At 62.6% G+C, this 23,958-nt stretch carries 24 protein-coding genes; 13 read left to right on the top strand and 11 right to left on the bottom strand.

Going from position 1 to position 23,958, the window contains the following annotated elements:
- Positions 1-129: 129 nt before the first annotated feature.
- From A3OO_RS0117475 to A3OO_RS0117495, 4 genes are all read left to right on the top strand, one after another.
- Positions 130-732, top strand: a complete 603-nt coding sequence (locus tag A3OO_RS0117475; RefSeq protein ID WP_018409148.1) for a GNAT family N-acetyltransferase — start codon at positions 130-132, stop codon at positions 730-732.
- A gap of 7 nt (positions 733-739) precedes the next feature.
- Positions 740-1,804: a GTPase ObgE gene (gene obgE, locus A3OO_RS0117480; protein ID WP_018409149.1), complete on the top strand. Its 1,065-nt coding sequence runs from the start codon at positions 740-742 to the stop codon at positions 1,802-1,804.
- Between the two features lie 195 nt (positions 1,805-1,999).
- On the top strand, positions 2,000-2,395 hold the full coding sequence (locus A3OO_RS0117490) for a DUF2946 family protein (RefSeq protein WP_018409150.1): 396 nt from the start codon (positions 2,000-2,002) through the stop codon (positions 2,393-2,395).
- A 172-nt stretch (positions 2,396-2,567) separates the two neighbouring features.
- On the top strand, positions 2,568-3,017 hold the full coding sequence (locus A3OO_RS0117495) for a hypothetical protein (protein WP_018409151.1): 450 nt from the start codon (positions 2,568-2,570) through the stop codon (positions 3,015-3,017).
- A 19-nt stretch (positions 3,018-3,036) separates the two neighbouring features.
- Here the strand turns inward: A3OO_RS0117495 and A3OO_RS0117500 are convergent, their stop codons facing one another.
- Positions 3,037-3,705 (bottom strand): O-methyltransferase, encoded by a 669-nt coding sequence (locus A3OO_RS0117500; protein ID WP_018409152.1) that lies wholly within the window; start codon positions 3,703-3,705, stop codon positions 3,037-3,039.
- A 201-nt stretch (positions 3,706-3,906) separates the two neighbouring features.
- On the opposite strand from A3OO_RS0117500, the gene A3OO_RS0117505 reads away from it, so the two are divergent.
- Entirely contained in the window at positions 3,907-4,278 is a 372-nt protein-coding gene (locus A3OO_RS0117505) for a hypothetical protein (RefSeq protein WP_018409153.1), read from the top strand.
- 83 nt (positions 4,279-4,361) lie between these two features.
- On the opposite strand, the gene A3OO_RS0117510 is transcribed toward A3OO_RS0117505, so the two are convergent.
- Positions 4,362-6,200 carry a M3 family oligoendopeptidase gene (locus A3OO_RS0117510; protein ID WP_018409154.1) on the bottom strand — a complete coding sequence of 613 codons (1,839 nt, stop codon included), beginning with the start codon at positions 6,198-6,200 and terminating at the stop codon, positions 4,362-4,364.
- Between the two features lie 165 nt (positions 6,201-6,365).
- On the opposite strand from A3OO_RS0117510, the gene A3OO_RS0117515 reads away from it, so the two are divergent.
- Positions 6,366-7,148, top strand: coding sequence for a hypothetical protein (locus A3OO_RS0117515; RefSeq protein ID WP_018409155.1), 783 nt, complete (start codon positions 6,366-6,368; stop codon positions 7,146-7,148).
- 11 nt (positions 7,149-7,159) lie between these two features.
- On the opposite strand, the gene A3OO_RS0117520 is transcribed toward A3OO_RS0117515, so the two are convergent.
- The gene (locus tag A3OO_RS0117520; protein WP_051080362.1) at positions 7,160-8,374 is read right to left on the bottom strand and encodes a lytic murein transglycosylase; all 1,215 of its coding nucleotides are present in this window, start codon (positions 8,372-8,374) and stop codon (positions 7,160-7,162) included.
- 138 nt (positions 8,375-8,512) lie between these two features.
- Here A3OO_RS0117520 and irrA point away from each other — a divergent pair, with 138 nt between their 5' ends.
- The gene (gene irrA / locus A3OO_RS0117525; protein WP_014890443.1) at positions 8,513-8,995 is read left to right on the top strand and encodes an iron response transcriptional regulator IrrA; all 483 of its coding nucleotides are present in this window, start codon (positions 8,513-8,515) and stop codon (positions 8,993-8,995) included.
- An 83-nt stretch (positions 8,996-9,078) separates the two neighbouring features.
- Here the strand turns inward: irrA and A3OO_RS0117530 are convergent, their stop codons facing one another.
- Positions 9,079-9,624, bottom strand: a complete 546-nt coding sequence (locus A3OO_RS0117530; RefSeq protein ID WP_018409157.1) for a peroxiredoxin — start codon at positions 9,622-9,624, stop codon at positions 9,079-9,081.
- 146 nt (positions 9,625-9,770) lie between these two features.
- Between A3OO_RS0117530 and A3OO_RS0117535 the strand changes: the two genes are divergently transcribed.
- Positions 9,771-11,654, top strand: a complete 1,884-nt coding sequence (locus A3OO_RS0117535) for a PHA/PHB synthase family protein (protein WP_018409158.1) — start codon at positions 9,771-9,773, stop codon at positions 11,652-11,654.
- A gap of 241 nt (positions 11,655-11,895) precedes the next feature.
- On the opposite strand, the gene lpdA is transcribed toward A3OO_RS0117535, so the two are convergent.
- Positions 11,896-13,335 carry a dihydrolipoyl dehydrogenase gene (gene lpdA / locus A3OO_RS0117540; protein WP_018409159.1) on the bottom strand — a complete coding sequence of 480 codons (1,440 nt, stop codon included), beginning with the start codon at positions 13,333-13,335 and terminating at the stop codon, positions 11,896-11,898.
- A 135-nt stretch (positions 13,336-13,470) separates the two neighbouring features.
- Here lpdA and A3OO_RS21835 point away from each other — a divergent pair, with 135 nt between their 5' ends.
- A complete protein-coding gene (locus A3OO_RS21835) occupies positions 13,471-14,736 on the top strand; it encodes a hypothetical protein (RefSeq protein WP_156824855.1) in 1,266 nt (421 codons plus the stop codon).
- Positions 14,723-15,943, top strand: a complete 1,221-nt coding sequence (locus A3OO_RS22690) for a hypothetical protein (protein WP_018409161.1) — start codon at positions 14,723-14,725, stop codon at positions 15,941-15,943. The genes A3OO_RS21835 and A3OO_RS22690 overlap by 14 nt, the downstream gene beginning before the upstream one ends.
- Positions 15,944-16,044: 101 nt before the next feature.
- Here the strand turns inward: A3OO_RS22690 and rplT are convergent, their stop codons facing one another.
- Together rplT and rpmI are read right to left on the bottom strand one after the other, a co-directional pair.
- On the bottom strand, positions 16,045-16,410 hold the full coding sequence (gene rplT / locus A3OO_RS0117555) for a 50S ribosomal protein L20 (protein WP_018409162.1): 366 nt from the start codon (positions 16,408-16,410) through the stop codon (positions 16,045-16,047).
- Between the two features lie 38 nt (positions 16,411-16,448).
- Positions 16,449-16,649: a 50S ribosomal protein L35 gene (gene rpmI / locus A3OO_RS0117560; protein ID WP_014890449.1), complete on the bottom strand. Its 201-nt coding sequence runs from the start codon at positions 16,647-16,649 to the stop codon at positions 16,449-16,451.
- A gap of 365 nt (positions 16,650-17,014) precedes the next feature.
- Between rpmI and A3OO_RS0117565 the strand changes: the two genes are divergently transcribed.
- Positions 17,015-18,127 (top strand): amidinotransferase, encoded by a 1,113-nt coding sequence (locus A3OO_RS0117565; RefSeq protein WP_018409163.1) that lies wholly within the window; start codon positions 17,015-17,017, stop codon positions 18,125-18,127.
- 53 nt (positions 18,128-18,180) lie between these two features.
- On the opposite strand, the gene A3OO_RS0117570 is transcribed toward A3OO_RS0117565, so the two are convergent.
- Positions 18,181-18,507 (bottom strand): DMT family transporter, encoded by a 327-nt coding sequence (locus A3OO_RS0117570; RefSeq protein ID WP_018409164.1) that lies wholly within the window; start codon positions 18,505-18,507, stop codon positions 18,181-18,183.
- Positions 18,508-18,635: 128 nt separating this feature from the next.
- On the opposite strand from A3OO_RS0117570, the gene A3OO_RS0117575 reads away from it, so the two are divergent.
- Positions 18,636-19,514, top strand: coding sequence for a pirin family protein (locus A3OO_RS0117575; protein ID WP_026223107.1), 879 nt, complete (start codon positions 18,636-18,638; stop codon positions 19,512-19,514).
- Positions 19,515-19,618: 104 nt separating this feature from the next.
- Here A3OO_RS0117575 and A3OO_RS0117580 read toward each other — a convergent pair whose 3' ends face one another.
- Together A3OO_RS0117580 and A3OO_RS0117585 are read right to left on the bottom strand one after the other, a co-directional pair.
- Positions 19,619-21,334 carry an ATP-binding protein gene (locus tag A3OO_RS0117580; RefSeq protein ID WP_026223108.1) on the bottom strand — a complete coding sequence of 572 codons (1,716 nt, stop codon included), beginning with the start codon at positions 21,332-21,334 and terminating at the stop codon, positions 19,619-19,621.
- A 9-nt stretch (positions 21,335-21,343) separates the two neighbouring features.
- Positions 21,344-22,882, bottom strand: coding sequence for a YifB family Mg chelatase-like AAA ATPase (locus A3OO_RS0117585; protein ID WP_026223109.1), 1,539 nt, complete (start codon positions 22,880-22,882; stop codon positions 21,344-21,346).
- Positions 22,883-23,081: 199 nt separating this feature from the next.
- On the opposite strand from A3OO_RS0117585, the gene A3OO_RS0117590 reads away from it, so the two are divergent.
- A complete protein-coding gene (locus A3OO_RS0117590) occupies positions 23,082-23,342 on the top strand; it encodes a GCG_CRPN prefix-to-repeats domain-containing protein (protein ID WP_018409168.1) in 261 nt (86 codons plus the stop codon).
- A gap of 64 nt (positions 23,343-23,406) precedes the next feature.
- On the opposite strand, the gene A3OO_RS0117595 is transcribed toward A3OO_RS0117590, so the two are convergent.
- Positions 23,407-23,958, bottom strand: coding sequence for a hypothetical protein (locus tag A3OO_RS0117595; protein ID WP_245257185.1), 552 nt, complete (start codon positions 23,956-23,958; stop codon positions 23,407-23,409).

A 23,958-nucleotide genomic window follows, 5' to 3' on the forward strand; every position in this document is an offset into this window, starting at 1 on the left:
CTACCACTCTCGCGAATTCAGGCGGGAACGTTTCAGGCGAGATGTCCGGAAGCGCCGTGAAGGGCCAGTGGGGAGCGCTCTCCTTTCAGGCTCTTAGGCCAATATTTCCGATGTCGCTTGGAGCAATGAATGTTTCCCGAAATTACCCGCGACGACGTTTTTCGGCTGGAGACTGAACGACTGTGGCTGCGTTGGCCGCGCGCGGCTGACGCCGACGAGATTCGCCAGCACGTCGGCGATCCCGACGTCGCGCTGATGACCGCCAGCATCCCGCATCCTTATGCGCCGCACGACGCCGACGCGTTCATCGCATCGGTGCGCGCGGAGAACGGCGCCGGCGGCGGCCTCCATCTCGTCATCACCCCGAAGAACCGGCCCAACGAGCCGATCGGACTTGTGAGCCTGCATGGCGCGGACCGTCGCGGCTCGGCGACGCTCGGCTATTGGCTCGGCAAGCCCTACTGGGGGCAAGGCTATACGACCGAGGCGGCCAGGGCCCTCATCGACCTCGCCTTCGGAATCACGTCGCTGGATCGGATCGTCTCCGCGGCGCGGCCGGATAATCGCTCGTCGTTGCATGTCCATGAGAAACTGGGCTTTCGGATGATCGGCCGCGGCATGCGGCCGGCCCCCGCGCGCGGCGGCGAAATGGAAGTGGAGCTCTTCGAATTAAAGCGCGGCGAAGCGCATACGCTGTTCGGCGCCCGCCGGCCGCGATTCTTCTCACCGTGAGCGGCAGATGAAATTCCTCGACCAGGCCCGCGTTTTTGTCCGCTCCGGCGACGGCGGCGCGGGTTCCGTCTCCTTTCGGCGCGAGAAGTTCATTGAATTCGGCGGACCGGACGGCGGCGACGGCGGACGCGGCGGCGACGTCGTCGCCGAATGCGTCGCCGGGCTCAACACGCTGATTGACTACCGCTACCAGCAGCACTTCAAGGCCAAGACCGGCGGCCACGGCATGGGCAAGAACCGCGCCGGCGGGCGCGGCGCCGACGCCGTGCTGAAAGTGCCGGTCGGAACGCAGATCTTCGAGGAGGATGGGGAAACCCTCATCGCCGACATGACGGAGGTCGGGCAGCGCGTCGTCATTTGCAAAGGCGGCAATGGCGGCTTCGGCAACGCGCATTTCACTACCTCGACCAATCGAGCGCCGCGGCGCGCCAATCCGGGCCTCGAGGGCCAGGAGCGCACCATCATCCTGCGGCTGAAACTCATCGCCGACGCGGGGCTGATCGGCCTGCCCAACGCCGGCAAGTCGACATTCCTGGCGACGGTGACGGCGGCGAAGCCCAAGATCGCCGACTATCCCTTCACGACGCTTTATCCCGGTCTCGGCGTCGTGCGCAGCGATGACAGGGAACTCGTTCTGGCGGACATTCCGGGTCTGATCGAGGGCGCGCATGAGGGCCACGGCCTCGGCGACCGATTTCTCGGCCATGTCGAGCGATGCCGGGCGCTGCTGCATCTCATCGACGCGACCGGCGAACATGCGGGCAAGGATTACAAGATCGTCCGCGGCGAACTCGCCGCCTATGGCGCCGGTCTCGCCGAGAAGCCGGAAATCGTCGCGCTTTCAAAGATCGATGCGGTCGACGCGGAACATCTCAAGAAGCAGCGGGAGCGGCTGAAGCGGGCGATCGCCTCCGCCGGGCCTGAGACGCACGATCGCCATCCGGCGCCCCTGCTCCTTTCGTCCGCGAGCCGCGCCGGCGTCAGGGAAGCGCTCCGCGCTGTATTCGACGCCATCGAGGCGCAAAAGGCTTACGAGCGCGCGTCGGAAGCCGAGGGGCCCTGGAACCCCTGACTAGAGCAGGTTCCGAAAAAGTTGACAGACTTTTTCGATGACAACCTGCTCCAGCATTTTGATTTTGAGCGATTCCTTACCGATCACATGATTCCATGGATCAGTAAGCGCTCTGGGCGGCCCGAACCCTTAATCATGCCAGCGCGCGGCGGCGCCATTGACCTTGACAAGATCAGTGAATAGCTTCGACGGGCTATGAGCACGCGCAGCGAAGTCAAAACATCGCAGTACGGTTCGACGGCAGTCACGCTGCTCGTCGCCTATCTGTTTGTTTTGCAAGGGCTCGCCGTCGGCGTTTCGTTCAGCGGACGCGGTTCGGGCCTTTTCGCCAACACGATCTGCTTTAGCAAGGCTTCCGGACCGCTTTCCGGCGATCCGGCGACGCCCGCACGTCCGGCGCGGCACGGCGACGTCTGTTGCGTCGTGCATTGCGCATCGCTCGGCGGCGCGACCGCCGTCTCGCCGTTTATCGGCGAAACGCCCCCGGCCGCGTCCTATTCGACGATCGGACTGGCCTTTGACGAGACATCTCGTCCTCCAGAGGCGTCGACACCGCCGCTCGGCTCCCGCGCCCCTCCCGTCCTGATCTGACGCTTGCCGCAGCAATGCGGCGTCACGCCCCGACTGCCGGCATCGCCGCGGCGGGGCAGAGTCAGACCAGCGTATCCGTCGTTTGTCAGCGTGCATCGCAGAGAGCACGCGCCGCTCAGTTCTCAGACTGGCGGTTGCGACGAGCCATCGGACCGCGCAGCGATTTGGGATCATGGAACAGAAAACTCAATTGGCGCCGCGCCTCGCTAAGAGGGCGCGCAGCGCGGCCTCGGGAGAACGGCGCTGCTCTCAGAACGGGAAGCTGACTGCGGCGAGCGACGGCGATATCCGCGTCGCGCCTGAAGCCATTGCCGCGCCGGCCCCGACGCGCGGACGGGTGGAGGTCGTCGAGGCCTATTTCGATCCCGACGGCCGGCCAATGAAGCGCAAAAGCCTTGGCGCAGCCAGGGTGGCGCGCTTCTATGACGCCAAGGGCAATCAGGTCGAGGAGGCCTACTTCAACGCCGAAGGTAAGCCAACGATCCGCAAGGATCTTGGCGCGGCGCGCATCTCCTGGCGTTATGACGACAGCGGCAACCAGGTCGAAGCCGCCCTGTTCGGAGCCGACGGCGCGCCATTGCCCCGCAAGCGGCGCGGCAAGCGGGCGTACGACAGCGTTTGAAGGCGGCCGACGAGGCGTCCTATCTGACACGCGCGATCAGAAACCCATCCCAACCCTTGGCGCCGACGGTTTGCACCGCCGTCGCTTCTACCCGGCCTTCCGCGGCGACGGCGTCAAACAGCGCGCGTGCTCCCAGCGCGCCGCTGTCCGTGGCCGATGCGTCGGCGACGGCGCCCTCCCGAATGACATTGTCGACGATGATCAGCGCGCCGGGACGCGACAGCTTCAGCGCATAATCGAAATAGGCGGCGTTGCTGGGCTTGTCGGCGTCGATGAAGGCGAGATCGAAGGGTTGCGCCCGCTCTGATTCAAGCAGCGGCAACATTTCGAGCGCGGGGCCGACGCGCAGATCGACGCGCGCGCTCATGCCTTCGCGGGCAACATTGGCGCGAGCGACCTCCGCGTGATGCGCATCGACTTCGAAGGTGACGACCTTGCCGCCCTCGCCCACGGCCCGCGCCAGCCAGGTCGTCGAGTAGCCTCCAAGCGTCCCGATTTCGAGAACGCGTCTTGCGCCGATTGCGCAGGCGAGCAGATACAGCAATTTGCCTTGCGGCGGCGAAACGTCGATCGCGGGCAGGCCAGCGCGCGCATTTGCCGCAAGCGTTTCCTCCTGCGCTTCTTCTTTGGAAATCAGGGCCGCACCGATGTAGTCGTCCACGCTATGCCAGTTTTTTACTTCGAACATTTGACGTCCCTTACATCGAGCGCTTAACGTTGGTTCGGGCGAAAATAAATTGACATCTCGCGTGATATCACGCGATGTTCCGCCGTCGTTCGCGCGCCACAGCGCACGGACGCAAAAAGGCTTGATAGCCGCATTTCACGAGCCCCAGTTGGACTGCGGCCGATATGCTGCTCATCACAACACTTTATGGGAGCACAACAAATGATCAAGCTTGCTTTGACGACGGCCCTTGCCGCCGCCGCCTTTAGCGCCTCGGCCTATGCCGCGCAGTGGAATGTGACCGAAGCCAATAAGGCGGGCATCAAGCGCGCTCAGGGCACCTGGACTGTCGCGACGGAAGGCGACAAGGTTTCGGGCAAAAGCGAAATGCAGCTCGATAACGGCTCCATGCTGACCTACAAGCTTGAAGGCGAACTCACCGGCGGCGTTTACACGCTCAAACTCGTGGACCGCTCCGATTCCAAGAAGAATTGCGTATGGACCGGCAAGCCCGTCGAGGGCGCCCACAACGTGTTTATTGGCGAAGCTGCCTGCGACGGCGAAAAGATCGTGATCCGGGGCGGCCAGAATTAAGCGCTGACAACAGCTTCTTCCAACACAAACGCCGGCTCAACGCCGGCGTTTTTTGTTTGGCGCGCGTGTCGTCATCGCGCCAATTAGGCGTCCTCCATCGCCTCGAGTTCCGCAATCAGACCCTCGATCATTTCAAGGCCTATGTTCCAGAAGGCCGGATCCCGCGCGTCCAATCCGAAAGGCTTGAGAAGCTCGGCATAAGGCTTGGCGCCGCCTGCTTCGAGCAAAGCGAAATAGCGCTCGGCGAATCCTTCATGCGCCTTTTGATAAACGCCGTAGAGCGAATTCACCAGGCAGTCGCCGAACGCATAGGCGTAGACGTAGAACGGCGAATGGATGAAATGCGGGATATAGGCCCAGAAGGTCTCATAACCGGGGCCCAGGCGGATTGAAGGGCCGAAGCTTTCGGCCTGCACGCTCATCCATAATTCGCAGATCTGATCCGCTGTCAGCTCGCCTTCGCGTCGCGCGTTATGCACCTTTCGCTCGAAGGCGTAGAACGCCATCTGCCGCACCACGGTATTGAGCATGTCCTCCACCTTGGAGGCGAGCAGCGCCCGCTTTTGCGCCTTATCCGACGCCTGCGCGATGAGCGCGCGGAACGTGAGCATTTCGCCGAAGACGGACGCCGTCTCCGCGAGAGTCAGCGGGGTCGGCGCCATCAGAGCGCCCTGTCGCGCCGCAAGCACCTGATGCACGCCATGGCCGAGTTCATGCGCGAGCGTCATCACGTCGCGCGTCTTCCCTTGAAAATTCAGCAGCACATAGGGATGCGCGGAGGGCACGGTCGGATGTGAAAAGGCGCCCGGCGCCTTGCCCGGCCGCACCGGCGCGTCGATCCAGTTCTTCTCAAAGAAGCGCCCCGCGATCTCCGCCATGCGCGGCGCAAATCCGTCGTAAGCCTCGAGCACGATCTCGCGCGCCTCCGGCCAGGAATAGCGTTTGGCCGGCGTCGACGGCAGCGGCGCGCTGCGATCCCAATAGTCGAGCGCTTCCTTGCCGAACCATTTCGCCTTGAGCTTGTAATAGCGATGCGACAGGCGCGGATGCGCAGCCTCCACCGCTTGCGCGAGCGCCTCGACCACCTCGCGTTCGACGCGATTGGAGAGATGGCGCGCATCGGCGACGTCCTGAAATCCGCGCCAGCGATCCGAGATTTCCTTGTCCTTCGCCAACGTATTGGTGATCAGCGAAAAGGTGCGCAGATTGTTTTTGAGCGTCACGCCGATCGCCTGCGCCGCTTCCCGACGCGTCTCTTCGCGCGAATCCTGCATCAAATTGAGCACGGGCTCGATCGCAAGCTCCTCGCCTGCGACCTTGAAGCGCAGCCCGGCGATGGTGTCGTCAAAAAGACGATTCCAAGCGGCCGCGCCGGAGATGTATTTCTCGTGGAACAGCTCTTCCAGCTTGTCATCGAGTTCGTACGGCTTCTCCTTACGGATGTCTTCAAGCCACGGCTTCCAGCGCGAGAGCGGCTCCTTGCTCGCCGCGGCCATCAGCGCGGCGTCGTCCATCCGATTGAGCTCAAGCTGAAAAAACAGGAGCTGCGCCGAGGCGTTGGTGACCTTCTCCTGCACGTCGCCATAGAATTTGGCGCGCGCGGGATCGGTGGTGTCGCCGCTATAGAGCAGGCCGGCGAAGGACATCAGTCGCCCGAGCAAGTCCTGCAGCGCTTCATATCGCGCGACCGCCTCGCCAAGCTTGACGCTGGCGTCGGCGCCTTTAGCTAGCGACTCTAGCCGGCCGCGATAATCCTTGCCGAATTGCGCAACCTCCTGCGCGGCCTTGCCAAGATCGGACGCGACCTGGGGAGAATCGATGCCCGGATAAAGATCGGCGAGATTCCATTCCGGCAGTCGTTCCGCAGTTTTCGCGGCGGGAGCTTCGGCGATCGAATGGGCGAAAGAACGGGCGCTGAACATGGCGGGGACCAAAATGGGCGGCTCCGACAAGCGAAGACGCGAGGATCGGGATAAGCCTAAATATGGCAAGAGGCCGGACAGGATCAACCTGCGGTCAGGGTCGGCGCCAGCGCCAGTTGCGTTTATAACAATATGAGTGCGAAAGAATCAGCTTAGGTGCGCGCAATGGCGGGAGAGCCCGATTTTCTCAGTTCGGTAACGTCGCGTTACGCCATGGCGCGAGATATTTTCGCGCGTATCGCAACTTTCCTCAACAAAGCGACCTTCAAGATCAAGCGCGGGCCGCCGCTCGAAATGATTGGCGAGATCGCGAAGCGGTTCAAAACCGACGACTATGATCGGCTGACTCTCAAAGAGCTCGCCGAGACCAAGGCGGGCGCGACTTTCGTCGACGAGAAGGTTCAGGACATCAACCGCGCGAGCTTTCATCGCTCCGCCTTCATGCTGAACGCATTCACCCATTTGTTTTTCGTCGACCTCGCCGCGCAACTGTCGTTCTCGTTCCTCCAGCTCAAATTCGCGTTTGTGATCGCCAATATCATTCTCGCGCTGCTTGCGCATTCCTCGGTGCGTCAAAGCTATCGCGCGCTGCTCGCGGGGCCGAATGCGCTTCCGCCCAAACGGCGCTTCTGGGGCATGTTTCCCAATCCGGCCTATAACCGCACGGTGAAGAAGAATTCACGCAGCTATGCGCAAAGCGCCTGGGAAGAAAAATCGCTGTTCCGGCCAGCCTATTTCGTCAACGCGGCGCTCATCTTTCTTGGCGCGCAATTCATTCTTCCGCCGGACCGGCTTATTTTTCCCTTCAGCTTCATCGTCGGGAAAATTTCCGGACTGTTCACGACGCTGGTCATGGCGTTCGACGTCTGGCGCGGCTTCCGCGCCGGCGATGCGGCGCGGACCGCGCGCGAAAGGGAAGTCTCCGTTTACCGCGATCTCGACGTCTGAATCGCGCGGCTTTACCGGCGCAGCCGCGCCAGAACATCTTTCGTCGCAAAGCCGTCGGCGGGCTGTATGCCCGCGCTCAATTGAAAGGCGTGGATGGCGTTGCGGCTCGCGCGCCCGAGCTTGCCGTCGAACGTCCCTCGATAAAAGCCGCGCTCCGTCAACAGCTGCTGCATCGTCTTGACGTCGGCGGTCGACAGCGGCGCGACCTTCGGCCAGGGCGTGATCGGGATATCGCGCCCGGCGATGCGATCGGCGAGCAGCGCAACCGACATCGCATAAGCGTCAGACGTATTGTATTGCCGAATGACTTCGAAATTGTCGGTGATCAGAAAGGCCGGGCCGTTCGCGCCTGCCGGCAAATAAAGGCTGGCGGCGCCGCCGCTGGGAAGCGCGCCGCCATCGGCGCGCGTCACGCCGAGTTGCCGCCAGCGGGCGAAGTCGAGATCGAAGGCGCCGTAGTCGAACCCTTCAGGCAGTCGAACTTCGACGACGGCGGGCAGTCCGGCGACCCATCCGGATTTCGCCAGGAAGTTGGCGATGGAGGCCACGGCGTCGCCGCGCGAGCGCCAGATGTCCGGCGCGCCGCCGCCCGCGTCGCTTTCGGCATATTTGAGATAGGCCGAAGGCATGAACTGCGGTTGGCCCATGGCCCCGGCCCAGGAGCCGCGCAATTGCGCCCGCGTCGCGTAGCCCTTCTCCAGCATCACGAGCGCGGCGACGAATTCCTCGATGAAGGTTTCGGCGCGATGCCCCTTCCACGCGAGCGACGCCAGGACGCGCAGCGCGTCAGAGCCGCCGGCCGCCGTTCCGAAATTGCTTTCGACGCCAAGAATGGCGACGACGATCTCGCTTGGAACGCCGTGGCGCGACTGCGCCCGACCGAGCGGCCCCGCGAGTTCTGCGGCGACCGCCTGGCCGCGCGCGACGCGACCATTCGTCACGGAGCCGGCGAGATAGGCGGGAATCGAGATGGTGAACTCGGACTGCGCGCGCGGCTTCGCCGAGACCGAGGGGTCCGGCGCAAGTCCCGCGATCGCCGCGTCGAAGGTTTCGCGCGAGACGCCGGCGGCCTGCGCCGACGGCCACAGGCCCTGCAAAAACGCCTCGAACGTGTCGGCTTTGGCGCGACCTCCGGCAAGCCAGAGAGCGGCGATTGCATAAACCGACGCGCCGAGCATCTGACGTCGATCAATCCCTGCACAGAGTATTGGCTCAAGGCGCCCCATCATTAGCCAGTCCTTTGCTGCTTCTTTGGAAATATTACACCTTCCGCCATTTCGTTTGACAGGGGGCGGGCGCTGCCCTCTACTGAAAAAAGCTTAATGTATGAATAGGGAGCGAGTGATGCTCGCCTGTCGCGAAGAATGACTCATCAACCTTCAACTACGAGTTTCGACCGTTCGATCAAACTGCGCGATCAATCCCCCGAGAGCGCGACGAAGGTCTCGGAAATCAAAGCCCGGCTGCGCGGCGCAGGTCTGCGTCCAACCGTTCAGCGGCTCGCTCTGAGCCGGCTGCTGTTCGGCAATGGCGATCGGCATGTGAGCGCCGAGGCTTTGCACGCTGAAGCGCGCGAAGCCGGTCTGACAATGTCTCTCTCCACGGTCTACAACACGCTCAACCAGTTCGCCGGAGCCGGGCTGTTGCGCGAGATCGCCGTGCAGGGACCCCGCACTTATTTCCACACCCGCACCTCGCCGCACCACCATTTCATGGATGAAGCGACGGGCCGCATGTTCGACGCCGCCGATGGCTCTGTCGAATTTACGCGGCTGCCGGCGCCGCCGGAAGGGATGGAAATCGTCGGCTGCGACGTGATCATCCGCATCCGCCCAAAGAGGGGGTGAGGGACAGCCCGCCGCGGGATGGCGCTTTGCGCCTCGGGCGGCTGACCTATTGCTTTACGGGCGATCGCCCCCTTGCTCGCAGCTTATTTCCGCTGCGCGTCGCGCCACCGCCGCACGACGGCGAGCGCATTCTCAATATGCTTCGTCGCGCCCGAATCCTCGACCGCTGACAGAATCTTCCCGTCTGGCGCGATGACATAGGAGATGCGGTTCGCGAACATCGCTCCCGCGACCGGAACCTTGAAACCGGCGTCATAGGCGTTGATCACCTTGAAGCCCGGATCGGCGCCGACCGGGAATTTGTCCCGGCACTCTTTCGTCGAGAATTCGCGCTGCGTGGCGATCTTATCGCTCGACACCCCGATCACGCTGGCGCCCATGGCGGCGAACTGCTCCATGGCTTCGGCGAATTCATGCGCCTCGAGCGTGCAGACGCTCGTGAACGACTTCGGATAGAAATACAGCACGACCGGACCCTTCTCGAGCGCCTGACGCAGCGAGAAGGAGAATTCCTTGCCGCCCTGCGCGGCCTCCAGACTGAAGTCGGGGGCGGCGTCTCCGGGCTTGAGAGCGGCGAGTGCGGCGCTCGAGACGAGAGTCAATAAGGCGGCGGCGGCGATAACTCTCATAGGGGTCTCCTAAGCGGTCGGCGTTCCTTCACAGGGACATGGTAGCGCTCGCCCCCCGGCCAAGCCCGGGAATCACAATGTTGCGGTGCAGCATTCTCTGAAATAAGATCAGAATCCAGTCGAGCGCCTCGGCTTAAAGGACGTTGATGACAGAGCACCCCCATGCCGCGCAGCCGAACCCTGCGCACGCAGAGCAGACATCTTCCAGCCTTCCCCACTCCTCCCGTGTTCATGACTTTCCTAGCCTTGCGTCGAAAGCCTTCGTTGAAGCGTGGCCCAGCGCCTTTCTGGCGGCGGAACGCGCCACCGACAGTGATTCATACGGCTACGCAGCGCTGAGCAATGTCATCGACCGTTCGCTTCATGCGAGCGTCGCCCATCTGACCGGCGGCCTTTCGCCCGCCTCGATGGCGAGCGCCTATTGGGACTGGGCGGCGCATCTCGCGTCAGCGCCGGGAAAGCAGATGCAGCTTGCCGAAAAGGCGATGCGCAAAACTTGGCGATTCGCCAATTACGCTGGGCGTTGCGCGCTGCAGCCGAACGCCACGCCCTGCATCGAGCCGCTGCCGCAGGATAAGAGATTTTCGGGCGAAGCCTGGCGAAGCTGGCCCTACGCGCTGCTCTATCAGGGTTTTCTGCTCAATCAGCAGTGGTGGCACAACGCCACGACAGGCATCCGCGGCGTCACCAGGCAGCATGAAAACGTCGTTGAATTCGCCTCGCGGCAATTGCTCGACATGTTCTCGCCGTCGAATTTCCTGCTGACGAATCCCGAAGCGCTGCAACGAACGTTCGAGACCGGCGGCGTCAATCTCGTCTATGGCCTGCAGAATTTTCTCGAAGACATGGAGCGGCGCGCCGGCGGCAAGCGGCCTGTCGGCGCCGAAGCCTTCGTCCCTGGACAGAACGTCGCGATCACGCCCGGCAAGGTGATCTACCGCAACCGGCTGATCGAGCTCATCCAATATGCGCCGGCAACCGAGACAGTACGGCCCGAGCCCGTGCTCATCACACCCGCCTGGATCATGAAATATTACATCCTCGATTTATCGCCGCATAATTCGCTCGTGCGGTTTTTGACCGAGCAAGGCTTCACCGTCTTCATGATCTCCTGGCGCAATCCGAGCGCCGAAGATCGCGATCTCGATATGGAAGCCTATCGCAGGCTCGGCGTGATGGCCGCGCTCGACGTCATCTCGCGACTCATGCCGGACCGAAAGATACATGCGGCCGGCTATTGCCTCGGCGGAACGCTGCTCACGATCGCCGCGGCGGCCATGGCGCGCGATAATGACGAACGCCTCAAGAGCGTGACCTTGCTCGCCGCGCAAACCGATTTCACCGAAGCCGGAGAACTGACGCTCTTCGTCAATGAAAGCCAGCTCGACTTTCTCGAAGATCTGATGTGGGAGCACGGTTTTCTCGATTCCAAGGAGATGGCCGGCGCGTTCCAGCTCTTGCGCTCCAATGATCTTGTCTGGTCCTACGCGCTCAAATCCTATCTGATGGGCGAGCGCGAGCCGATGACCGACATGATGGCCTGGAACGCCGACGCCACGCGCATGCCCTATAAGATGCATTCGGAATATCTTCGGAGGCTCTTCCTCAACAACGATCTCGCCGAAGGCCGGCTGCGCGTCAACGGCGGCGCCGTCGCGCTCAGCGAAATTCGCGCGCCGATTTTCGCCGTCGGCACGGAGCGCGATCACGTCGCGCCCTGGCGTTCGGTTTATAAGATCCACCTGCTCGTCGACGCCCAGATCACCTTCCTGCTGACCAGCGGCGGGCATAACGCCGGCATCGTCTCGGCGCCCGAGAAGAAGCGCGGCGAGTACCGCTTCACGAACCGCGTGGACGGCGAGCATTACGCCGACCCCGCAGAGTGGGTGAAGATCGCGGCTGTCAGGGAAGGATCATGGTGGCCGGCATGGAGCGCCTGGCTCGCCGCCCGATCCGGTCCGCCGGTCGCGCCGCCTGCGATGGCCGAAACGCTCTGCGACGCGCCGGGAACCTATGTGCTGCAGAGCTGACGCGCTGGGACGGCGGCGTGCAGAAGTTTCGTTGGGGACGACCCGCGCTTGGCGCGCTCGGCGCGCGCGCCAGGCCTCGCAACATTCCGTTGAATTTTCCGGATGTCATTCCCGACGCGCGCTTTGCGCGATCGGGAATCCAGAGCAAAGCGAGCATTGTTGGATCGGCTCTGGATTCCCGGTCAGGCCTTCGGCCTGCCGGGAATGACAGCCCAGACGAACGGCTCAACCGAACGTCGTATCAAACGTGAATCGCGCGGCCGAAGGCGGCGAGCACGCTCTCATGCATCGTTTCCGACAGCGTCGGATGCGGAAAGATCGTGCGGATCAGCTCTTCTTCGGTCGTCTCAAGATTCATGGCGATGACGAAGCCCTGAATCAATTCCGTCGCTTCAACCCCAAAGATATGCGCGCCGAGCAGCCGCCCGCTCTTGGCGTCGAAGATGGTCTTCACGACGCCTTCGAGTTCGCCGAGCGCGATCGCCTTGCCATTGGCGAGATAGGGAAAGCGGCCGATCTTGACGTCAAGCCCCTGCTCTTTCGCCTTCGCCTCGGTCAGGCCGACGGACGCGACCTGCGGATGGCAATAGGTGCAGCCTGGAATGCGCGATCTGTCGAGCGCGTGCGCGTCCAAGCCGGCGATCGCCTCGACGCAAGTGACCCCTTCATGCTCCGCCTTATGCGCAAGCATCGGGCCGCCGGCGACATCGCCGATCGCGTAAACGCCTTCGACATTGGTGCGCCCGAAGCCGTCGATCTTGATGACGCCCCGCTCGAGGGCGACGCCGAGCGCCTCCAGCCCGAGATTTTCGACATTGGCGACGACGCCGATCGCCGACAGCGCGCGCTCGACTTCGAGCGTCTCCATCTCGCCGTCCGCAGGTTTCAGCGTGACGACGAGGCTGTCGGCCTTCTTCTCGACGCCCGTCACCGTCGTCGCGACGCGAATGTCGATGCCCTGTTTCTTGAACGATCGATACGCCAGAGCGGCGATCTCTTCGTCTTCGCTCGGAAGAATATGCGGCAACGCTTCGACGAGAATGACCTCGACGCCGAACGTCCGATAGAAAGAGGCGAATTCGACGCCGATGGCGCCGGCGCCGACGATGAGCAGCGACTTCGGAAAGCGCTCCGGTTTCATCGCCTCGAAATAGGTCCAGACGAGTCGCCCGTCGGGCTCGAGGCCCGGCAGAACGCGCGGGCGCGCGCCGGTCGCGATGATGACGTTTTTCGCCTGATAAACGCCGTGGTCGAGCCTCGTTTTCGGCGAAGGCGATTGCGGCGGCATGGGCGGCTTGGTCGGCGCGGCGACGCGCACCTCGCCCTTTCCGGCAAGCGTCGCCTCACCCCAAATCACGTCGATCTTGTTCTTCCTGAGCAGAAACGCCACGCCGCCATTGAGCCGCGTCGCCGCCTCGCGCGAATGCGCGACGATGCGCGCGACGTCGGCGCTCAGGGCGCCTGGCGAAACGCCGAACCGCTCGCCCTCGCTGGCGAGGCGATAGACCTCGGCGGAGCGCAGCAGCGCTTTTGTGGGGATGCAGCCCCAGTTCAGACAAATGCCGCCGAGATGTTCGCGCTCGACGACCGCCGTCTTGAGCCCCAATTGCGCGGCCCGGATCGCGGCGACATAGCCGCCGGGCCCGCCGCCGATGACGATGAGATCATATGTGTCGGCCATGCTTCGTCCTAGCTTCCAAGTGACCCAGTCTTCAGCGTTGTCGGCAAACTCTAAAAATTCACGAAAATTTACGCCGTGAAGGAAAAGCATATATTGTTTGGACGTTTGCAGTCACCTGACCATAAGGGGGCTTTGATGAGCGCCCGTCTTGCATCTACGACCGCCTCGCTGCGTTCGCTTTCTTTCAAGCTCCTCGCTGGTCTGCGTCGCGCCGCTCGCTTCGTCTGGCGCGCCTCAATAACTGTCGTGCGTCTTTTGCTTTTGGCCTTTCTGACGGTTCTCGTGACCGCTTGGGCCATTTCCACGCCGAAGGACCACCCCTATCGCGTTCTTGATCCCGACTCGCGCGATTGCAACATGCGGATCGGCGAAAACGGAAATTACGCGTCGCCGGCATGGAATATTCTCGCAGCCTATGGCAACGCCGAAAATGAAGCGGCGCTCAAGGATGAGGCAGGTCGTTGGGACACGAGATTTCAATGCGCGATACAGCGTCACGAAGTTCCTGTCCCTCGCGCTGATGACAACAATCGATCGAATGCGCTTGGCTACACGCTGGCCTTTCTGGAATTCAAGGAGGATGGCGAGCCGTTCGAGCTGATCAAGGACCCTCATCAGCTGTTCACCATGAACGAATTGACCGATCGCGTGAGCTATATCGAACGCAGCTCATGGAAGCCGATCACACAACTTGAGGCGCTCAACGCGCATCTTAGATCAGTTGAAAAGCGCACCCACGCCGACGAATTCGGGAATGCCGTCAAGCACAGCAATTACGTAATCGTCTTCGTTCATGGCTGGCGACATGACGCATCGATCGGGGACGGCAATGTCACCGATCTTCGCGCTTACGCGGCGCATGTCGCGCGATACCTTCGCGACCGGTGCAACGCTGGCGAAAGCGAGCATTGCGGGCGCGAGGTGACGGCGGTGTACGTCGGCTGGCGAGGCGCGCGCCTGAACGAGACGCGACTGCACCTTCCCTTTATCGCTATGGGCAATAGCGTGGGCGCGCTCTTAGATGGCGACGCCGCAAATTGCTCGAACGGCGTTCTGCCCAGCGAAAAGCCTTTGTGCTGGAAGAACTGGATCAATTCCTGGGGCGATTCGCTCGCTTCCGGCGTCGCGACGCTGACCCTCTTCGACCGCAAACCCGTCAGCGAATATATCGCGCCGCACGCCCTTATGGCGCTGAGGAAAATCGAGCAGGTTCTCAACAAACAGCCCGGGACGAAGGCAAAGCAACGCGACAATCCAAACAAGATGATCGTGATCGGTCATAGCCTCGGCGGCAACATGCTGGCCACGGCTTTGAAAGACCATTTGATCAAGGCGGTGCATAATCATCCGGGCGCCAACGCCTATTTTTATCCCCCTCGGCGATCTCGTGGTTCTCATTAACCCCGCGGCTGAAGCCTCCAAATGGACTGATGTTCAGCGCGCCGTCTGGGAGAAAGTCGCGTTCTTCGAGGGCGAAGGCGACCTCATGGCGGGCCACCGCTTTTTTCCCGCTCATCAAAGTCCTGTCGTGATTTCAGTCACCTCGGCCTATTCCTGGCCTCCAGGAGGGATCCGGCCCGGAGACTGCGCCATAGCGATGCGTCACAAACTGAGTTTGCTCGGTCAGGGTGTGAATTCGCCAGACGAAATATGCTCGAGATACAAGCAGTTCCTAGAGGCAAAAAAACCCGGGGAGTTTATCTTCCATGACGAGACGCCGAACCCCGACGAGCGCGCCTGCGGGGCGCTGAGAACGCCGTTTGCGCTCGATCAAGCGGTGGAGAATATCGATCGAAAAAAGAAAATCGGCATAAAATCTGACCTCGCAACCTATCTCGCTTTTCCGCTTTTTCGCGGCGACCTGCGGCCCCTTGGCGCCATGATCGCTGGCGTCGCACGAGATTTGCGCGCAGCCTGCGAAAGCTTCAGCCTCCCCGAAAACCGACAAGATCAGCGAGCGCTGAGATTTTGGCAAAGGGTTGGAGAATTCGTGAGCGATCTTCCCTTCCAGAATACGGATATCGAGTCATCGCGCACGATCGGCCATCTCGATCCGCCGCGATCGTCGGTGAATCTCGTCGATACTCTTCGCATGCCGGCCCGCCAGCTCGGCACGACGCATGAAATTCGCAGCATCCGTTGGGCGCCGCCCAGTCAGGCGGATTACAAGGATATCCCCGCCGATCCCTCGCTAAACTGCGCTGTCAGCCACGACTGGCTGACGCGGGCTCGAAGGGCGCAAACGAATGGCACTCAGTGGGAGAGCGCGATACTGGCCCCGCCGCTCGACCCAGATCCTGCGAATCCTCGCGGCAGCGGCGGTCATCCCGCGGTCGAGATGACTCACGGTTTCAGGCTTGCGGGACTGCTCCCGATCACGCGCGCTAACGACCCGTTCTGGAACATGCGCGCCTATGACGACGTGCTCATGAGCCATGGCGGCTTCATGTTCAGTTCGTTCATTTGCGCGATCAATCAGTTCGTCATGGATCGGCCAACACGATGGCCCCTGCCGACACCGCCAGCCGAATTGCAGAGCGCGCCGATGCCTCAAGAGCCAAATCGGCCGGCGGCGGACGCCTCCAAAATTCATCGGCGGGCGAGATGAAAGCGCCCGGCAACAGGCGGCCAAGAATAGTAAACATTCCAAAACAAAAAGCCTCCCGCAGCCGGCTGCGGGAGGCTCGAATATGTTCGCCGATATAAGTCTTAAGCCGCCTGCGGCAACGCCGATTTGGCCTGCGCCACGATCGCCGCGAAGGCTTCGGGCTGGTGGATGGCGAGATCCGACAAAACCTTGCGGTCGACTTCGATCCCGCCCTTGGCGAGCCCGTCGATGAACCGCGAATAGGTCAGCCCGTGCTCGCGCACGGCGGCGTTGAGCCGCTGAATCCACAACGCGCGGAACACCCGCTTTTTCGCCTTACGGTCGCGCGTCGCATATTGCATCGAGCGGTCGACGGCGGCCTTGGCGGCGCGGATCGTATTCTTGCGGCGGCCGTAGAAACCTTTGGCGGCCTTGAGGGTCTTCTTGTGCTTGGCGTGCGATGTGACGCCGCGTTTGACGCGAGCCATGACGAAACTCCTTTGCGGAAAAAGTGCGCTCTTTGGGATCAGCCGTTCGGCAGGAAGTATTTCTTCACGTTGTCGCCGTCAGTCTTGAACAAGACGTTCGTGCCGCGCAGATTTCTGATCTGCTTGTTCGTCCGCTTGATCATCCCGTGGCGCTTGCCCTGCTGGGCGTAGACCACTTTCCCGGTGCCGGTGATCTTGAAGCGCTTTTTCGCGCCGGATTTCGTCTTCAGTTTGGGCATTTTGCTCTCCCGGGCGCTAGGCCCTGTTGTTTGCGCCGCAGGAAATTGGTCCAAACGACGCGTGTTCGCGCGAGCGAAAGAACCGCCACGGCAGCCCATCACTGGCCGGGCGGTTCTGTAGAGCGCGGTTTATTGCCCAACGCCGGGGGAAAGGCAAGTCCGCACAAGCCTTGAGAGCGCCAAGAGTAGACGGCCCCGCCTCTTGGCGACATAGTCCGACCGCGACTTTGGTTTAAACCGAACAGAGAGAGTAAGACGTTAGGGGCGTAGCGTTAAACTCAACAAATAAAGGCGTTTTTCTCGGGGTTTGAAGCACAGGCGCAAGGCGCTAAATGTCTCTAATTGGAAACGATTCGGGGCGCATTATGAATGTGCATGCATCTGTAGGACGCACGATTGCCGCGGACTGTCCGGTCAATTCCCACAATGAGTGGGATCCGCTGGAGGAGATCATCGTCGGTCGCCTCGAAGGCTCGACGATCCCTTCCGACCATCCGGTCGTCACCTGCAACATCCCCGGCATGGCCGCGCGCGCCCAGTCGCTCGCCGCCGGGTTCCGCTTTCCGAAATTCATGATCGAGCCGGCGCAGCAGGAGCTCGACGGTTTCATCGCTTTGCTCGAGTCGCTCGGCGTCAAGGTGACGCGGCCCGACGCGGTCAATCACAAGGCGAAGTTCTCGACGCCGCACTGGTCGTCGCGCGGCTTCTGCAACTCTTGCCCGCGCGACTCAATGCTGGTGATCGGCGACGAGATCCTCGAAACCCCGATGGCCTGGCCCTGCCGCTATTTCGAAACGCACTCCTATCGGGAGATCCTCAAGGATTATTTCCGACGCGGCGCGCGCTGGACCTCGGCGCCCAAGCCGCAGCTCACCGACGAACTGTTCGATCCCAACTTCAAATTGCCGGAGAAGGGCGAAGAGATCCGCTACATTCTCACCGAGTTCGAGCCGGTGTTCGACGCCGCCGATTTCTTCCGCTGCGGCCGCGATCTTTTCGTCACCCGCTCCAATGTCACCAATGCGATGGGCGTCGACTGGCTGCGCCGCCATCTTGGCGAGGGCTATCGGATTCACGAGATCAAGAGCCGCTGCCCGAATCCAATGCATATCGACACGACGATTCTGCCGCTGGGGCCGGGCCGCGTGCTGATCAATCCGGAGTATATCAATCCGGATGAGTTGCCGGACATTTTGAAGAAATGGGACATTCTCGTCGCGCCGGAGCCGGATCCGATCAACGACCGCATTCTCGCAATCACCTCGATGTGCGGCAAATGGCTCAGCATGAACATTCTGATGATCGACGAGAAGCGCGTCATCGTCGATCCGCATCACACCAATATGATGCGCCAGATGGAGAAATGGGGCTACGAGCCGATCCCCTGCTCGTTCCTGCACTATGCGGCGTTCGGCGGCGCGTTCCATTGCGCGACGCTGGATGTGCGCCGGCGCGGAACGCTTGAAAGCTATTTTTGAGACAATCGCGCTTCTTTCGCCCGACGCTTCTCGCAAGGAGCGCCGGGCGATTTCTATTTCAGGTTCACGCCGCCAAGCCGCAGGCCGATGATGCCCAAGAGAATGAGGCCAATTGATCCCAGCCGCAGCACGGTGGTGGGTTCGTTGAACAGGAAAACGCCCACCAAGGTCGCCGCCGCGATGCTTGCGCCGGTCCACACCGCATAGGCCGTGCCGGCGGGAATTGTCTTCACTGCTAGGCCCAGGCATCCGACGCTCGCCGCCATGAAAAATACCATGATGAGCGAAGGCCAGAGCCGCGTGAATCCTTGTGCATATTTCATCCCGATGAGCCAGCCGACTTCGCAGATGCTGCCGATAAAAAGGATGATCCAGTCCATCTAACCGTCCTTGCCTGCCGGCGTCGTCGCCGCGTCCGAACTTGTGGGTTTTGCGGTCCAATCCGTCAAGAACCGCCGATTTGCATTTTGCGAGACGCCGCCCACATAGGCCGCAAGGAGCCTTCATCATGAGAAGAATTATCGACATTTACCCCGCCCCGGTTTCCATGCACTGGGTCGGCGACGGTTTTCCCGTACGCTCGCTGTTTTCGCATCACGAACATGGCGCGCAGGTGAGCCCCTTTCTGCTGTTCGACTACGCGGGACCGTTTGACTTTTCACCGACGCCCGAGCGCCGCGGCGTCGGCGCCCATCCGCATCGCGGCTTCGAGACGGTGACGATCGTCCTCGACGGCGAACTCGCGCATCGCGACTCGACAGGCGCCGGCGGACTTATCGGGCCCGGCGACGTGCAATGGATGCGCGCCGCTTCCGGCGTCGTTCACGAGGAGTTTCATTCCGAAAGCTTCGGCAAGTCGGGCGGACGGTTCGAGGTCGTGCAGCTTTGGGTCAATCTGCCGGCGCGCGAGAAGATGAGCCCGCCGCGCTACCAGACCCTCCTCGACAAGGACATTCCGCGCGTCGATCTGCCCGGCGACGCCGGGCTTGTTCGCGTCATCGCCGGCGAATTCGACGGGCATCGCGGACCGGCGCAAACTGCGACGCCGATCGATCTTTGGGACGTGCGGATCGACGCGGGAAAGAGCGCTCGATTCACGCTGCCGGAAGGCCATACGGCGCTTGTCGCCATTCTCGAAGGAACGGTCGAAGTCAATGGCGAGAAGATCGCACGCGGGACGGATGTTGTCGTATTCGAGGAGGAAGGCGGCGACATCGCCTTTGAAGCCAACAATGACGTGAAGCTGATCGTCATGAGCGGCGAACCGATTGACGAGCCCGTGGCGCAACAAGGTCCGTTCGTGATGAATACGCAGGACGAATTGCGTCAGGCCTTCACCGATTATCAATCGGGACGGTTCGGCGTCATCGCGCCGCAGGGCGGCTAAAGCGCTTTCCGATCACATCTCATGTGATCGGTAGGAATCGCTCTAAAGCAAATGTTGGAGCAGGGTCTCATCGAAAAAGTCTGTCAACCTTTTGGGAACCTGCTCTAAGAGGAAGCGCTGCTGCGACGCGGCGCCAATCTCAGCTCTTCGATCGTCGCCGCCAGCGAAGTGAACTCCACCGGCTTGGTGAGAAAAGCGTCGACTCCGGCGGCGCGGGCGGCGCGCTCGTCTTCTTCGCGCGCGCTGGCCGTAAGCACCAATATGGGCGTGCGTGGCGCGCCTGCCCGCGCCTCGGCCTCACGAATGCGGAGGCTCGCCTCGCGTCCGTCGAAATCCGGCATGAAAAGATCCATGACGATCACGTCATAAGGCTCGCCCACGCCCTCGATCGCTTCGCGCGCCCGCGCGAGCGCTAGCGCGCCGCTTTCCGCCCGAGTCACTCTCGCGCCAAGCTTGGCGAGGTGACGCATGAGAATAAGCGCGTTGATATCATTGTCTTCGGCGACAAGGGCGTTCACCCCGGCGAGCGCTTGGGTCGCCGCGCCCTGCTCGGGCGCCGGCGCCTTAGCGCTCTCTGGCGACAGACGGGCGATCAGCGAGGCGATCCGCACCGGCTTCACCAGCCAGCCGTCGAAGTCGCACAAGGCGTCCTCGCCGAAGGCGCGCCGTTCGATCGGCGAGAAGAGCAGAAACAGTCTTCCCGCCTGCGCGCCGCGAGCGACTTTCGCCAACTGCGCGGTCATTTGCGGGCCCAGCGCGCAATCGACGATGACGGCGTCGAAGGGCTTTTCGCGCGCGCTATGCAGCGCGCAGGGCGCGTTCTCCGCCGCGACGATCTCCGCTTCGGCTCCGGCGAAACGCAAGCTCTCCGCGAGATAGGGCGCTTCAAAGATGCTGTGCGCAACGATCAGCGTTTTAAGCCCGGAAAGCGGCGCCGACGCGGGCTCTTCGCTGATTGGCGGGGCCGGCAGCGTGAAGGCGAAAACCGCGCCCATGTCCGTTGAATTGACGAGCGCCAGCGCGCCGCCCATCCTGGCGACGAGACGGCGAGAGATGGCGAGCCCGAGCCCTGTGCCCGCCTGCGGGTGGTTCTCCGAAGGATCGGCCTGTTCGAATTCCTCGAAGATCGCCTCGCGCGCCGCCTCGGGCACGCCCGGCCCGGAGTCGCGCACCTCGAAGCGCAGCCGCGCGCCGTCTCGCGCGACGCGCACGCCCACGCCGCCCCGCTCGGTGAATTTCACCGCGTTGCCGATGAGATTGACGAGCACCTGCCGAAGTCGCGCCGGATCACCCACGATTTCGCCCGGCGTATCAGGCGAGATGACGCTGGCAAGCTCCAGTCCTTTCGCCATCGCGCGCGGCGCCAGCAATTCGACCACGCTTTCGACGAAGGGCGCGAGCGCAAAGGCTTCGTGGCGCAGCTCGAACTTGCCGGCTTCGATCTTGGAGAAGTCCAGAATATCGTCGATCAGCTGCGAGAGCGAACGGCTCGAATCGCCGATCGCTTCGACATAGCTCGCCTGTTCGGCGGTGAGCTTGGTCATCGCGAGAAGTTGCGCCAGCCCCATGACGCCGTTGAGCGGCGTGCGAAATTCGTGGCTGACTGCTGCGAGAAAGCGCGACTTGGCGAGACTGGCGGCTTCCGCCCTGTCGCGAGCGGCGGCGGCGGCGCGCAGCTCCCAAATTTCGTCGCGCAGCGATTCGAGTTCGGCCTCGACCTTTTCGCGGCCACGCCCGCGCAAGGCAATGTAAATGGACGCCGCCAGCAACAAAATGACGAGCTGCGCCGCGACCAAAATAACAATATGGTTTAAGGACATGCGCCCATATCAGGCCGCAAGGCGCCCGAACGCAAGTCCCGCGCGATAGGTAAGCGCTTCCGCGAGATGCGGTCGGCCGACGGATTCAGCGCCGTCGAGATCGGCGATGGTGCGCGCAAGCTTCAAGACTCTGTGAAACCCGCGCGCCGTGAGGCCGAAGCGCTCCGACGCGTCCCGAATCAGCGCCGTGCCCGCAGCGTCGAGACGCGCCGCGCGCTCGATCACCGCCGCCGGCGCGGCGGCGTTGGCGGCGACCCTTGGCAATGAGAGAGCGTCGTAACGGGCGCGCTGAATCTCGCGGGCGCGCGCGACGCGCGCCGCGACCTGCCGCGAACCCTCGCACGGCGGCGGCAACACGAGATCGGCGGCGGTCACCGCCGGCACCTCGATCTGCACATCGAAACGGTCGAGCAGCGGTCCCGAAAGCCGCGCCTGATATTGCGCGACGCAGCGTTCATTGGGCTGGCGCTTGCAGGCGTAGCCTGGATCCATCGCATGACCGCAACGGCAGGGATTCATCGCCGCGACAAGCTGAAAGCGCGCTGGGTAGACGGCGCGATGATTGGCGCGCGACACCGCCACCTCGCCGGTCTCGAGCGGCTGACGCAGGCTGTCCAGCACTTGCGGTTGAAACTCGGGCAATTCGTCGAGAAAGAGAACCCCGTTGTGGGCGAGCGAAATCTCGCCAGGCTTTGCATGGGAGCCGCCGCCGACCAGCGCCGGCATCGAGGCGGAATGGTGGGGCGCGCGAAATGGCCGCCGGTCGGTCAGTTCGCCTCCGGCAATCTGCCCCGCCACCGAATGGACCATGGAGACTTCGAGCAATTCGCGCGGGGTCAACGGCGGCAGGATCGACGGCAGCCGCGCGGCGAGCATCGATTTTCCCGCGCCCGGAGGGCCGCTCATCAGAAGGTTGTGGCCGCCGGCGGCGGCGATTTCGAGCGCGCGCTTGGCGGTCTCCTGTCCCTTGATGTCGGAAAGGTCGGGCTGATCGGCGGCGAGCCTGCGCACCGCCGGCTCAGGCCGGGCCAGAACCTGCGCGCCCTTGATGTGATTGACGAGCTGGATGAGCGAGCGCGGCGCGATCACCTCCATATCGCTCGACGCCCAGGCAGCTTCCGGCCCGCATTCGCTCGGACAGATCAGTCCAAAGCCCCGGGCGTTGGCGGCCACCGCCGCCGGCAGGACGCCCGCCGTGGGCGTTAGCGTTCCGTCAAGCGCGAGTTCGCCAAGCACGACGAATCCTTCGAGCGCGTCGGACGGAATGGCTCCAATCGCCGCCATGACCCCAAGCGCGATCGGCACGTCATAGTGGCTTCCCTCTTTGGGCATGTCGGCGGGGGCGAGATTGACGGTGATTCTTTTCGCCGGCAGCGCCAGGCCGGAAGCGATCAGCGCCGCGCGCACCCGCTCGCGCGACTCGGCGACGGCCTTATCGGCGAGGCCGACGACGTTGAAGACGACCGCGCCGCTCGAAATCTGCACTTGCACGTCGACGCGACGGGCCTCGACGCCTTCGAACGCGACCGTCGCCACCCTCACCGCCATCGCGCGCTCCCAAAAAATTCTTTTGCGCAAATTCTCGTCGACAGCTTAGCTGGCGCGCAATCTCAGCGCAAGAACATTATATGAACATAGCAACGCCAGCACTAACCTAGATCGCCGATTGCAATTGCCAAGTTTCGGTTCGCGCGATGATATTCTGAGGGCGCGGCGCGCCAGCCGCGCGTTAAGGAGGAGATTGGAGATGAAATTGAGGACGGGTCTCGCGCTCGTTTTCGCGGCCGCTATGGCCGCGCCGGCCTACGCCGCCATGCCGCTCGCGCCAAGTGAGACGGCGGGCGCGCCGATCGTGCAGGTTTATGGCGGTTGCGGGCCCTACGGCCATCGCGGTCCCTATGGCGGCTGCCGCTGGGGCGGACAGTGGGGCGGATACGGCGTCGGTCGCGCCTGCCCGCCAGGCTTCCATCTCGGCCCCTACGGCCGCCGCTGCTGGCCAAATTATTAAGTTCAGTGAAAAGCCGGGGCGGCGAACCGTCCCGGCGCTTTGCTGGCGTCCTTCCAAAACTCGATCAGGGCTTTTGCCCGGAGGGGCGAAGCCCTGTCCCGCCTTTTGGCTGTTCCGAGGCGCTCGGGGCTGGCGCGTCGCTCGGCGCCGTAGGCCCTGACGACCCCAGCGAAACCGAAAGGCCGAACAGCTTCCACTGGCCTTGGACCGGCGCATAGAGCAGTTCGAAGCGGATTTGCGTCGGCACGGAGGGGAAAAATCCCGCCATGTGCATCATTCCGCTTTCGATTTGCGGCAGCATGCTGAGCTGCGGCTCGAGCACGGCCACGCCAGAGAGATCGAGATTGTCCTTTCTCTGAGAGGCAAAGATCTCGCCGAGGCGCGCGGCCGTATTGGTCTGAAAGCCGGGCGCGCTGAGATCGCGAAGAACAGTATAATTGCCGGTTTTGTTGGCCTGATCGAGCGCGAGCAGCGTCGAACGGATCAAAATCAAGACCCCGTTCTTGTCGATATCGGCGGGCTTGGGCGCCTGCGCAGGCCTGGCTGGGCTCGGCTTAGGCGATTGCGCCGAAGCCATTGTCGGAAAAAAACTCGCGGCCACAAGGGCCGCGAGCAT

Origin of the sequence: Methylocystis rosea SV97 (genome assembly GCF_000372845.1) — a bacterium.
GTDB classification, from domain to species: Bacteria; Pseudomonadota; Alphaproteobacteria; order Rhizobiales; family Beijerinckiaceae; genus Methylocystis; species Methylocystis rosea.